The following is a 13242-nucleotide window of genomic DNA, read 5'->3' as shown; positions in this document are numbered from 1 at the left end:
CAGGGCGTAGCGAGCAGTGCGTGTCCGCGCATACAGCCTGGTTTTTTATACAGGTTGCGTCCGCCTTCGATTGCGGACGCGATGATTTGGCGATTAGCAGTTGCCGCCATGTTGCTGAGTCCGGCGGAGCGCTCGTGCAACCCAGACAGAATGGAACACAAGGTATGAATGGAGCAAGGCGTAACGCTGCGAGCTTTGCCTGGGCAATATGCGGTGACGCCACGCCTAGAGGAAGGCAGTTTGCTCAGTTACATCACGGCCAGGCGCTTCTCTGCTCCGCGGGAAATTACTGAGGCAGCCCCGCGAGGCGGTGGAGAAAGTTGGTGCGGACAAGGCTCCGTCTGTCCAACATTGGCAGCTTGTCGAGAGGCTGCTGCGCAGCTTGCGTCTCACAACTGGCAGTTGGTCTGCGCGCTCTAAGGGGCTAAAGAATAGACGTAGTACTGCCGTTGACCTGATTGCATAGGTAGGATTTTTCCTAACGAGAATCGAATGGCGGTAGCCGATATGTATAACTCTACTTTGGACATGGGAGCCTGATGGAACCATACGAGAACATTGTGATTGGTAACTTTCTTTATAGCTTCGGGCTTGCCATCGGTCAGGTTAGTACAGCCGATGTGCGGCCAATGTGCATCAATTTGCTTCAGCAGACGCCGATTGACCGAGCGCTTGGCGACCTCATGTTCGCAAATGCTGGTGTCACGCGGCTATTGGAGTTCAAACGTAGCAAGAATGACTCCGAAAAGGAGGCGACCAAGCGCGTAATATTGTCGAGAACATTGGTCGACGATGCCTACATGCAGGCAATTTCACGAGAGATTCACTGGTACATCGAGACATCCGAGGAAGCGGCGAGCTTAGTATCGCGTGTCGTTCCTTACCTTGACTTTGCAGACAAGAGGGTCGTTGGTACAACCATCGAGAAGTTCACGAACGCTGCCGCTCTAGATGCTGTTTCCAAGGAGATTGATGCAGAAACGCGGGCCGCCTATGAGGAATACATCAATTTGGTTGCCGTCTCCCACGGTGGTCTGCAAGGAGCATCGGGCGGTCTCATCGTCAACTACACCAAAGAACATGGCATCCGCTATGTGCCTGTTGCCGATATTCGGGACCTACTGCTGAACCATAGGCTGGTCCGAGAGGTGTACTTCGAGCGGATGCAGGCAAAAGACATAGAACAGCGTCGTGAGAATGCCGTGAGGGCAAAGGCGCGAGGTATTTCGTTAACGAGGGAAATGGAACGTGATGGACCAAGCTTCTCCCGCTGAACGCAAGAGAATTTTCTACGATACTCTTGGGACCCTACTAGAGCACGCCATCCGCGACCAGAAGTTGACGGCTGAAGCCATCGATGAAATGAACCGCGTATCGAGAGCGCTTGAAAAGCAGGGGCATGAGTTAGGCGAGAATGTCGTTAAAACCGTCAAGGCGGACCTTGCGAGCACGTTGGAAACTGTGCGCGCGGAGTTCGTCAAGAAAGTGACGGACGCGAACATGAAAGCAGCTGAAGCGGCAGATGCGTTTCAACGTGCGAGGAAGAGTGCGACATTCTTTGTATTTCTGCCCGCAATTCTTGCCACGTTGGTTGCAATGGGGATTTGGTATGGAATTACTGCATACGAGGTTCGTCAGCTCGAAAAGGAAAGGGCCAGCCTGCAGCAAACCGTTGATACCCTCAACAGCCACGGTGGCCGGCTCGACGTCGGAACATGCCAACTGAAAACCGGAAAAACCATCGTTTGTATACGGGTTGAGAATGATGCGTATGGGAAGGGGTACCACATTCCAGTCTGGGTCAAATGATGCGCATCTGGCGTGCTTCGAAGGTACATCTGTGCGATGCCTTCCTGCTGCGTCTCCGTCGGGTTTTTTGATAAATCCCGACGGGAGACCCTAAATCTTGTCGTTGATGCTCGAAGTCCCATTGCATCCTTATAGATGCAATGGGGCAAGCGGAATATCAGCTTCCGAAAGGTCTCTCGTTCCGTTCTACATGGGCCTGCAGGCGACTGTTGACGATTTTGAACAGCTCCTCGAACTGCTTCAGGCTTTGTTCCGTTAGAACCTTGTCTGGCTCCGTTGCCACCTTCGTAAGGAATAAGCGTGTCGGCCGCGTTTTATGGAAGCCTATGCCGAGCCCCTCGAGGGCCTGCTCCACGCGCCGCGCGATTCGTGGTACATGGTTGTTCAGCGTTAGCACCTTGCTCTTCAGCTCGGTGCTATAGCTCTCACGCACAAGGCCTTCGTAGACCGACGGGTCCAACAAATCCTCGATATCGGCCTCGTTGGGCGAAGGGGAAATTGCCTCCGCAACAAAGACGACATTCTTGTCACGAATAAGCTTCGCACGCAGCAATTCATCTTTCGTTGCCTTGGCGTCTTTTTCGCTGTCGAGCAGCACGAGTACGTTAAGTGCCTCCGATGTCAACAGGGTGACCATGTAGGAGACCTTTTGTGCGCCGCCCGCGGGCGTCAGGGTGAGGTCGGCGCTGAGCGCGGTACGGCCCTTGTCCGCCAAGTAAGCGCTGACCGCGCTGAGTATCCAGAAGTCGGTAACGCCCTCTACGACAAGATTGTTAGGACCTACGAAGAGGCTTTGAGCTAGGTTGTAGCCTAAAGCGGCTTGAAGCGGAAACAGCGTCCTCGCGTCGCCACTCGGGTCGTTGGTGACAGTGGTTCCAGCCTGTTCGGAGATGTTGACGGTGCGGACCGAATCAAGCGCCTGCGTTGGCACCATAAACGGTGAGTGCGTCGTGTAAAGAATTTGGTTGCTGAAGTCAACTTCAAAATGGTGAAGCAAGTCTGACTGCGATTTTGCATGCAGATATAGACCAGGTTCATCCAGCAGAAGTACGGCTTTCTCAGCGTGACCTCCGTCAGTGTCCGCCGAGAACGTCACATAGAACGCGAAAAACCACTGGAAGCCGCGGCTTCGCTCGTTGAGATTGACCTCGACGTCGTAGGTGGACGTCGGGTCTGAAATCATTGTCTCTAGGAAGCGTGCGTCGAGGTTGAATCGAATTTTGAGTGGTCTATCCTTCCAAAGCCGCCGAATCTCCAAGGTAACGACAGCGCCCGCTCGATTAACCAGTTGGTTTCGAGTTTCGTGGTCGTTTTGCTCCAAGAGTTGGTGCAGTGATGCAGGATTCAGTCCAGCGACTTTGCATAGCTTCTCGAAGTTCCGGTCAGCGTCGGTAAGCTGGGAACTCGACTTCCTTTGCAAGTAGCCTGCAATGTCCTGATGACCGGCCAGTTCCGGATATTCATCTACAAAGATGAACTTGGGAAGAGCTTCGAGGACCCATTTTTCAGCTGCCCCCAGTTTTGCATTGTCGTCCCTGATTGATTCAGCCAATGTCTCCAGTTCGGCGAGCAACTCCTCCTGCTTGTCCGTCAGGTCAGAGTCCTCGTTGGCGAGAGCCGTTCTCAGAGCCTTCGTTGCCTGTATAGCAGAGGCCGACCATGCTTCATGCTCGTCGGTCGGGCTCATGGTTGCCTCGAACGCGTCTGCTGCCTCTTCGAGTGCAGTAGGGCTTTCTCGCTTCGCGGCCAGTGCGCGGACACCGGCGGCAACTTTTTTGTACTTAGTTCGAATATCGCCTTCGTCGTAGACGATATCGCCCAGTTCAGGGAAGGTTACCGCTCTTTGTGTTCCGTTGTAGGTGCGCGTGATAACCACGGACCTTACTTCGGCCGCTCTGGGAATCATCTTTCGCAGCGTGGTTCTATCTTCCTCTTCCAACAGCCAGGTTGTGGAGAGCACTTCCGTGCTCTCGGTGCACTCTTCGAGTCTCCGATGACGAGGAAAGTCCTTTATCGGGCTCAGTGCCTTGAACCCATCAACAGGGTTCAGACTATGGAGAGCCCGCAGCAGGTTGGATTTGCCGCTTTCATTTCGCCCAAGGAGCGCGGTGATGCGGGAAACAGAGATGTCCCCGCTGTCGTTGATGGAACGATAGTTTCGTACCCGAAAGGAATCTAGTTTCATGCGTGGTCTCCGCTGCGCAGTTCCTATATATTACCTGAGCGGCTTCACCGAAAAAGGACATGCTTCGACATGCAACGCATAGAATGATATCGCTAGCCTAACGCATGGTCCCGTCAGTCGTGCGGGTCGCACGGGCTGGGTCACGGTGTCGCGGCCACGGGTAAGTGTTCGACAACGATGATAAATAGATATGACAACAACGATTCAAAAAGAAAAGTCAAGCTCCGACTTCAAAGTCATTTTCGGAAGGTCGCGGTCACTTGATTCGCCGATTCCACTTTTCACGGCACTTGTCGTTCCGAGCAACGATAAATGGAACGACTTCGGCTTCCGGACGCTCGTTGAAGTTCACGTTAGTTTGCCAGAGGGGCTGACAGTACTCGGTGCTCATCTTGGCTATGTGACGTCGGCCCAGGATGAACCAGACGACGTTCGCAAGCTGGACGATATGCTGCAAGACTCGAGCGAATTCACTATAGCTGCGGACGATTCTCAGAAATTTTTCATGATGTTGCCTAGTTTGGGCGACTACCGTCGTGTTGTGGGCGGCATGGGTATCGAAACCGCGAAGAAATTGCTAATCGCTCTGAGGGATATCGTCGCATTGACGGAACTCCAACCAAAGTCGAACATTCCAAAACTCGCTGTAAAAACGAAGGTATTTCAGAAATCGTTTGTTCGCACGTCGGAGTCATTTTTTGCGTTCAAAAACGCCGGAAGCATTTTGCGCGGACTGGAAGCCGAGCAGTTCCGACGCATGTCGAAGGACATTCTGATGAGCTTCCAATTACCTGGTCGCGGGAACAAACATCAGCTCAAATTCCAGTTCGACCACGACGCAGACCTCCCGAAACGAATTGCTGTGGTCATTGGAAAGAACGGCGTGGGAAAGAGTCAAACACTTAGTCGGATTGTGCAGGCGGCACTATCCGGTAGTAGTAGGTACTTAAGTGAGGGGGACGGAAAGAGCCGAGTTCTGATGAATCGCTTGCTGGCGTTCGCGCCGACCAACGAGTCGGCATCGGCTTTTCCCAGCGAGCGCCGGAAGAATGCAAAGGTGTGGTACAAGCGCCTATCCCTGAACCGCGGAGGGAAAACGCGGCGAGGCGAAGGCGTTGCGGATACGGTTTTGCAGGTGGCGCGCTCTCAGGAGACGATTGGCGAGAGTTCTCGCTGGAGGATTTTCATCAGTGCCGTGCGGGCCATCAGCGACTGGGACCAGATTGCCCTGTTGGCGAAAGACAAAGTGCGGGACCCGATGCCTCTTGAGGCCTTACATCGCAGTGGTAGCGAGGACGCGTTGTTAGATGTGTTCGCATCCATCGATTTGGGAAAGGACCCAGTTCGCGTCGTCGAGCGAAAAACATATCCCTTGAGTAGCGGTGAAATCTCCCTGTTGCGCTTTGCAGCTCAAGCAAGTCTTTACATCGAAAACGGGTCGCTACTGCTGCTGGACGAACCTGAAACGCATCTACACCCCAATTTTATAAGTCATTTCGTAGCAGTACTAGATAACATGCTCGCGCAGACGGGCTCCGCAGCGGTAATTGCAACCCACTCTGCATATTTCGTACGCGAAGTTTTCCGTGAGCAGGTGACCGTTTTGAGGATAGATGGCGACGGTAACGTCGTGACCGAGCCTCTACGTCTACAGACTTTCGGCGCCGACGTCGGTTCAATCTCCTACTTCGTGTTCGGGGAGGATGAACCGTCAAAGCTGGCATCTGAAGTTGAGAAGAGGCTGCTCGCGCGCTATCAAACGTGGGAGCAGTTGTACTCGGACTACAAGAACGACCTGTCACCCGAGATGCTCGGCACATTGCGGCTTGCTTTGGAGTCGGGGGGGCGCCATGAATAAGCTCCCACGTCCCGAGGTTGATGACGCAGCGGCGCTGCAACTGCTTGCAGAGAACGAGCGCCTAAGCAGCTTTCCTCACCTACGTGCCGCGGTGCAATCAATCAACGACGGGTACGAGCAGTACATTGCCGTCCGTGGGGACGCGTTCCATGTCCATCACGTCCCGTTGAATGCGGAAGTCGGGGGATATCTAAAGAAGCACTATGCGAGCCCACCGGCAGTACTCGACTACATCACAACGCTTCGTCTTGATGCTGAACAGCGTGTCTGTCCGATGTGTGGGTCAATGCACCGTGGCACGCTCGACCACCTCTTGCCCAAAGAGAACTACGCTGCGTTTTCTATTTTTTCGCAGAATTTGATACCGGCATGCAAATGCAATGTGAGACGAGGGCAGACTGTGATTGGGGCGGGCCAAGGAGAGCGAATTCTCCATCCATATTTCGACGACTGTCTTGCAGAAAGACTAATTGCCGCTCGATTCGAGGACTTGGCAATGGTTCCTCGTATCAGCCTGCGTATTTTGCTCGAACGTGAGCATCCAAGGTACAGCGCTGTTGCCTTTCACGTTGAAAAAATTGTATCAACCTCGGCGATACTGGAATATGTTAAGGACAAGTGGGTACAGCTCTGTCAGAAACCGAAACTCGCCGTGCGTGCATTGGGAGCGGTACCTGCGAGTGTGGAGCGACTACGCGAAATCCTCACGGAGGAACTCTCTCTGACTGATGAATCGCATGGCGGGCAGAACAATTGGAATTCTGTCTTCGTTGCGGGACTTCTGGACACCGATGTATCACTTTGGCTGTTTGAACGACTGAATGCGCCGGAGCGGTTGCAAGATGGCCCACTCGTTGAGGTGTGAGGGGCAAGCCGATTCCAACGAGTGCCATACCTTGTGGCTACGTATGGAGTTGACCTGGTGGTTTCGGGCCCGGCCTCACTCTACGTAAGGGGGCACGGCGCGTCGAAATTCGCCGAGCAATTGGTATTGCTATACGGCCGTCGTCACACCAGATTCCACATGAAGGTCCCATGATTGTGCTTCGTCACCGTCACGAAACTCTCGGCTTTGCTATTGCTTCGGGGTGGCGAGTTGTATGCTCGACGTCTTCAAACCGATGGTCGCTGCGAAGGGCTTGCCGAAGCCGTTGGCCCTAGCATGGGCCAATCGAGGATGGCGGTGATGGTGAAAAAGCCGATGCAGGTCAGCGCGGTTGAGCCTCGTCGAATTCAACTGCACAGAAAAGAAAAATTGATGTGTTCTATGTGATTTCTGAGAAAAATCCACCCACCCTAAAAGTTGTTCAGACTGCTCGACTCATCGCTTCCCTATCGGCGGTGAGCCTGTTTGCAGGTAAGTGATTGCTCGCAAACATGAACTGACAGTATTGCCCAACGACAGCGACAGTTTTGAAAGCGTCAAATCACGGAGTCAGATTCTCTTCGAGTTTGCCTAGTCCACAGGCCTGCCACTGTCTTACTCTCCGTCAAGTCATGTCAGCGCTAACCGGCAATTGTGCTCTGCTCGCCTGCGTTGGTGATTTATCTTTCTACCGTACAAGCACGAGTTGAAATGTTGATTCTAGAGTGCGCGGTCAAAGGGCATATAGCCGCTGGTGCTGAGAGGGGCTTCGTCGAGAATCCTGCTCTGGTTAAAAGGATAGAGGGCGATTGCTTGAGTCCTTCACTTATTTGGGGTGTGGGCGACGGAGTAAAAAATGAATGAGAATAGTGCCACGGAAGAAATTAATTTTAGTTTGAGTGATTTTCTTGAATATTGGTAAATTTATGGGGTAGTTTGTTTAAAAAATGTTCATGAAATCGCCGCGCGGGGCAGGCTATGTACGCTACGGAAAAAATGGATGTCCCTGGTGGAGTAACCTATACCAAATGCAGAGCGGTTATGGTCGACGGGGGAAATCCAATTGCCCTAAATGACAGGCGGCGGACCGTGAGCGATGGTCGTATGGAGCGACTCCCAATCCTCATATTCCGAGATACACGACTACCTCTTTTGGAACCAAACAGATATCTCCTGTCTTTAAGAGTGCGAGTCTCGGCTGCGACGCTGGTGACGGTTGCATGGCAACTTTGTCACATATTTTGGTGGGTTCGCGCGTGCATGCCAGATTTCGAGGAAATTTTGCAGAGTGGTCAAATCCCGAGTCTTTCTAGAGTTCGAAATAGCTTGTTGCCATGGCTGAAAGTTCGCTCCTTTTCGGTGAGTGGAAGCCCAAAAATACTCTACGTATCAAATGACACATTTAACTCCAGATTGGCGACGTTGGAAGACTATATGGTGCAGGCGCTGGAGGGTTATGTTGTCGGGGGAGGCGGAAACCCAGCCGAGGTGACTCGCTGCAGGGCACAAGTAGATTCCCTTCAGCGATTTTTAGACTCACAGCGACTTGGCTCGCAGGACCCGGAAGAAAGGTTTGCCCTTAGCGAGGAGGAGCAACTGCGGTTGTTCGAAATCAGTTCCCCATCATCTCCGGTAAATCCTTGGCGTGGATACATCTGCAAACGTCGAAACGAGACAATGGTTCACTTGCTATTCAAAAGCGGAATACGCCGGGGAGAGTTGGGAAATCTGCGTGTCGACGACGTTGTTTTAGTCAAGCATGAGCCCTTCATCCGTGTTATGCGGAGGCCCGATGATGCCGATGACCCACGGCTGCGACAACCTGTTGTCAAGTCGCTCGCCAGGGCTATCCCGATAGATGTTTGCCTATGGCAGTCGATTGAAGATTACATCCGAGAAATCAGACCACTTACTCCGCAGGCTCTGACGCATCCATATTTGTTTGTTAACAGCCGAAATGGGGCGCCCTTAAGTATATACAGCATCAACGAGGTGTTTGCTGGTCTGAGCGAACCAATGGGAATACGAATCCACCCGCATATAGGGCGACACACATTTACGACTGGATTGGAGGCCATGCTGATTGAAGAAGGACACTCAGAAGGTGAGACAGTTGCAATGCTGATGAGCGCCAATGGTTGGAAAAGTAAGATGACCGTGAATACCTATAACAAACGTAACACCGAAGAATCGAGAATTAAAAACACTCGAAAGCATCAATCGAATATTTTTAAGATATGAAGAACTGGCCTATCCAGCGGGAATTAAATCTCAGAACCACGTTAGAAATTGAGCCAGTGGTCGGCCCGTTGCTCGACAGGGCGGGAAGATGCGTCCTGATAGACGGAGATGTTTGGAGATTCGATGATGACCATCGTTATGTGTTCCTTGACTGGTCTTCGCTTCCAATCGGCGACGGGCCGTTGCGGAGGTCGATACAACATTACGTGGCTCATCACGCACGCAGCGACTCACCTTCAAACTTGGCCAACATCCTTATAGATTTTTCGTATTGCATCCGCAAGGTACCTGAGCAGTGGTGGGAAAGCGCATTTGGAATGAGTGCGGCCGAATTCAGGACATTAGTGGAGAAGTGGCTTATCAACACAATTGACGCGTTGCGCAGTGAGAAAAGATTGTGGCGATTTTGGCGTATTCGCTCATGGTACTCATACTGCACAGACAATTGGCAGGATGAAGGTTTTAGTGCCGAATTTTGTCTGACACTCTATAAAGTACCGATTCCGCAAAACCCTACTGGACTCAACGTCCACAGTCTCGACCCAGATGTCGGTCCGTTGAGTTTACAGGAAATTCACGCGCTGAATGTTGCATTGGAAGCGGATACTTCTCAGGAACACCGCAGCGTCCAAGAACGAGCGGCCTTGCGGCTCTGCATGGCTTTTGGAAGAAATCCGAGAAGCTATTGTTTGTTGCTCGAGGGTCATTTTTACAATGTACTCGGGAACGTGTCGGAAGGAGACGAGGGCTGGCTAGTTGACATGCCTCGTATAAAAAAAGCTGGAACCAGACATGGGCGCCATAAGACGGCGAAACTCTATTGTCAGCGCGAGGTAATGGAGTCTGTATTAGCCTTGATTAGGTCGAACGATGAATTGGGTCTACGGAAAGGTGTGGCCCGACCTCTATTTGTGAATCTGAAAGCTATCCCGCATGCTGATGTGGATTTTACGCTCACAGAGTTGTCAATGGACTCAAGTGAGTATGGCGGATTGCTTCACACTTTTGTTTCGCGTCTACAGGTTCCGTCGAGAGTTGAAAATAAATTGCTTCATCTGACGCCTCGTAGGCTCCGATACACGCTTGGTACTTCCTGTGCCCGTATGGGCATGTCTCGGTCTGAGTTGGCATATATGTTAGACCATTCAAATACGAAAACAGTTGAGGTTTATTATTCGTATAGCTCTGACATGCTGGAGGCTATTGATAACGCTCTCGCAGGGGAAGGGAAGGAGTTGCTTGGCTTCTTTAATCGGCCTGTTCGGAAGCGAAAATGGGAAAAAGAAAAGAATAGTTCTCGAGTCATTGTTTTGCCGCCGGGGGGTGACGAGATGCCTAGTAGGAACTCGGGCGATGACGAGTCCGGGGCGTGTAACAGAAAGACTGCTTCGTGTGAACTTGATATTCCGCTTGCGTGTTATGGGTGCCCAAAACACGAGCCGTTTTTCGAAGGTCCACACCATCGAGCACTTGCTGAAGTTGATGCTCGTATCATTCTGGTCGAGGGATTCAAAAATGCTGTGGAAAATTTGATGGTTTTGAAACGACGAATTCTTCATGTTATAGAGCAGTGCGCCCATAAGGATTATAAAAAATGAAGAAAGGGCAGATGTCAAAGAAGTGCCGTCGATTGAAAGACAATGCTCTACGTTTCCTCGCAAATGTGTCGAACGACCCAAATGTAAATTTCGTGGAAATAATAAAGAGGGCAAAGGCTGTAAATCCGCTTGTATGTGATTGGGATGCGCCTGACTGGGACGTCGGTGCGAACTTTGATACTCAAGGACATTATCATGCCTTCTCTGTTGACAATAACGAGGAGATTGGTCGTAGGAAAGTCGTCTCGCTCAACTTCAGTGACATAATCTCCGGGAATGACTTTTCTATAAGCGGTGCATTTTCTTTCATGGAGCTCGGCAAGGCCTATATTGTGCTGTTGCAGTTCGTCAATGGAACGGGGCGTCAAATGATGAGGCGGAACTTTGATGTTTTGAGAATTTTGGGGCCGGCGTTGAAAGACGTGGGATACGAGGTCGAACTGATAACGAGGAAGCACTTCGAAACCGCGGAGAGGTTGCTGAATGATTATGCTCATAGTACTGCGTATGTTCGTGCAATAGCCATCGAGGGATTTTCAAAGTTCCTTGACGAAAATGGACTGACGAAGACGAGATTGAACTTCCGGACACGTATTTCGGCGGAAGGAATGGACACAGTAGACGAACTTGCGAATCCGGATGCAAGCAGTCAGTCGGTGAAATCCGCGAGATTTGCTTCGAAAGATGTTGTGCGGGCAATCGGCGAACTCTATCAGAATATTCCGCGTGAAAATAAGCGCGATAGATTCCTTGTTTGTCTTTGTTCTCTTGCGGTTATTTTTGGGTTGCGAAGTCGCGAAGTTTTGACGCTTCCAATTAACGCTCTCCGGAAAGACTCTGAAGGGACTTTGTTTCTGTGTTATTTTCGCTTAAAGAGACGAGGTCCGGAGGGAAATTGCCCAGTTATAAGTGAGGTAGGGGTGGGTGGGAAGGAGTTGGTGTACATGGGCCTTAACAGGAAGGTGGTGCCAACAATTTGGATTGAGCTCGTTCAAGACATATTCGAAGAGCTCGCTGAACTTACCTCTGAGGCGAGAGATATTGCAAAGAAGATTGAGGATAATGGATTTCAACCGCATCTGCCAGTGCCTTTGCCCGAGAGTTTGACATATAAAGAGGTCGAGCTATATTTTGAGCTGGGGAAATCGGGGCGCGATTTCTGCAAAGCACGCCAGGTCGAGCCGATTGGAATGAGGGGCCACGCGCATCTCGTCCGGGGACGCGACCTCTATGTGGCGCTTGCGAGGGAGGTGCTGAAGACTCCGGTTTTGCGTCAGCAAAGCGGCTCACCGGTTTACCTATCGGAAATAGTCGGAATAACGTTTCCGAATGAGTTGAGGAGAGGAAGTAATACGAAGCTCCGTTATGCAGTCATTCCATTGGAGCCTTTCGTGCTTGCGGATTTTCTCTGCAGCCGAAAATACACTCGCTCTGGGTTTGATGACTATGGGATTGCTGGTGATGATGGTATACCTATTGAAACGGAGATGCATGGCTTGCGCCGTTTCATCAATGACTTGCTCGAGAAAGGAGGGTTATCTGAACTCGCTCAAGCCGAATGGTTTGGGCGCAAGCAGAGTCAGAATGCTAATTATCAGAGCAAAACGGCTTACGAACGCGCAAATGAAATCAGGCCTCTGATAATGACTCCGCGCTTCAAGGGAAAACTTCCTGAGGCGCTCGGGAAGGCTCCCAAAAAAATGGCCGAGGCTTATCTCGAGGCTCGTGTTCGAACGATTCACCTTACTCCATTTGGAATGTGTACGCGAGATTTCTCGCAGGCGTCTTGCTCGTTGCACTATGACTGCGACTCTGGTTGCGAGGACTTGCTGCTTGATTCGCAGCTTGAGAAGAGGGAGTTTCTTACTTTTGCAATAGAAATTACGGTGATTCAAATAGAGGTGCTGACGAAGAATGTGAAGAAGAGCTTGTATAACGCATCATCCGCACTTGAGCACCAAATTAAAAAATTACAAACATACCGCGATGCTTTGACACACTTGGAAAAGAGGGGCTGCGATGAACGAACGTGCGAAAAAAAATGGGAGGCGAATCAGGCCGAATCGGAAGATGACCGAAGTGGACATCCGCGCCGCGATTGACATTCTAGAAGAATGGGAAGTTAAGAGGCCAAGAACACCTTTAAACTGGTCGAACATTGAAAAGTTGACGAATTTTAGTCGGCCAGCACTTGCGGCAAAAGTTTCGATTCGGGAAGCTTTTGACGCTGCGAAAACCCGACAGAGAGGTTGTGTAAATCGATTTCGAGACCGTCTGGACTCGGTGCAAGATGAGTTTGCAAGGTTGAAGGTTGAGAATGAGCGGTTGCAGGCAGCCGAGGATGAGTGGCAAACAATGTGGCAACGTGTAATTCACAATGCGGATGAACTTGGAATCGACCCCCAAATATTGTTTGCACCTATCTCGTCGGCAGGCCGTCGGCATACCGGGGAGACGCTGGCAACGCTGCGCGGTGCGCGGGCATCCTACCGGACGGCAACTGCAGCGACTCGGCCAGCAGTGGAGCGCGGAAAGCGAAAGATTCGCGAGCGTGACGAAAACTCTGATACGGACGAAAAGACGTGAAAAAACATGGTGCTATGCGAATCTTTCGGATATTTCTCCCGGCTGAGAAGTACTAAGCGGAAGTTGGCGGCGCACCGGCCGCAATGGCCGGTCCGTTCGA

At 51.4% G+C, this 13242-nt stretch carries 9 protein-coding genes; 8 read left to right on the top strand and 1 reads right to left on the bottom strand.

Going from position 1 to position 13242, the window contains the following annotated elements:
- Positions 1 to 539 precede the first annotated feature (539 nt).
- Both DID96_RS02640 and DID96_RS02635 read left to right on the top strand, forming a co-directional pair.
- Positions 540 to 1274 (top strand): hypothetical protein, encoded by a 735-nt coding sequence (locus DID96_RS02640; protein ID WP_124597708.1) that lies wholly within the window; start codon positions 540 to 542, stop codon positions 1272 to 1274.
- Entirely contained in the window at positions 1252 to 1809 is a 558-nt protein-coding gene (locus DID96_RS02635; RefSeq protein ID WP_124597707.1) for a hypothetical protein, read from the top strand. Before DID96_RS02640 ends, DID96_RS02635 begins: the two co-directional genes overlap by 23 nt.
- 157 nt (positions 1810 to 1966) lie before the next feature.
- On the opposite strand, the gene DID96_RS02630 is transcribed toward DID96_RS02635, so the two are convergent.
- On the bottom strand, positions 1967 to 3994 hold the full coding sequence (locus DID96_RS02630) for an AAA family ATPase (RefSeq protein ID WP_124597706.1): 2028 nt from the start codon (positions 3992 to 3994) through the stop codon (positions 1967 to 1969).
- 190 nt (positions 3995 to 4184) lie between these two features.
- Here DID96_RS02630 and DID96_RS02625 point away from each other — a divergent pair, with 190 nt between their 5' ends.
- From DID96_RS02625 to DID96_RS02600, 6 genes are all read left to right on the top strand, one after another.
- Positions 4185 to 5852 carry an AAA family ATPase gene (locus tag DID96_RS02625; protein WP_124597705.1) on the top strand — a complete coding sequence of 556 codons (1668 nt, stop codon included), beginning with the start codon at positions 4185 to 4187 and terminating at the stop codon, positions 5850 to 5852.
- Positions 5845 to 6717 (top strand): hypothetical protein, encoded by an 873-nt coding sequence (locus tag DID96_RS02620; RefSeq protein WP_124597704.1) that lies wholly within the window; start codon positions 5845 to 5847, stop codon positions 6715 to 6717. Before DID96_RS02625 ends, DID96_RS02620 begins: the two co-directional genes overlap by 8 nt.
- 1260 nt (positions 6718 to 7977) lie before the next feature.
- Positions 7978 to 8958 (top strand): site-specific integrase, encoded by a 981-nt coding sequence (locus DID96_RS02615; protein ID WP_185732157.1) that lies wholly within the window; start codon positions 7978 to 7980, stop codon positions 8956 to 8958.
- Positions 8955 to 10556: a site-specific integrase gene (locus tag DID96_RS02610; protein WP_124597702.1), complete on the top strand. Its 1602-nt coding sequence runs from the start codon at positions 8955 to 8957 to the stop codon at positions 10554 to 10556. The genes DID96_RS02615 and DID96_RS02610 overlap by 4 nt, the downstream gene beginning before the upstream one ends.
- On the top strand, positions 10553 to 12658 hold the full coding sequence (locus DID96_RS02605; RefSeq protein ID WP_124597701.1) for a hypothetical protein: 2106 nt from the start codon (positions 10553 to 10555) through the stop codon (positions 12656 to 12658). The genes DID96_RS02610 and DID96_RS02605 overlap by 4 nt, the downstream gene beginning before the upstream one ends.
- On the top strand, positions 12627 to 13142 hold the full coding sequence (locus tag DID96_RS02600) for a hypothetical protein (protein ID WP_124597700.1): 516 nt from the start codon (positions 12627 to 12629) through the stop codon (positions 13140 to 13142). The genes DID96_RS02605 and DID96_RS02600 overlap by 32 nt, the downstream gene beginning before the upstream one ends.
- The last annotated feature ends 100 nt before the right edge of the window (positions 13143 to 13242 follow it).

Source organism: Burkholderia sp. Bp8963 (assembly GCF_003854275.1).
Taxonomy (GTDB): Bacteria; Pseudomonadota; Gammaproteobacteria; order Burkholderiales; family Burkholderiaceae; genus Burkholderia.
The sequence above is the reverse complement of the archived record's forward strand: the minus strand, read 5'-3'. Positions and strand labels throughout refer to the sequence as shown.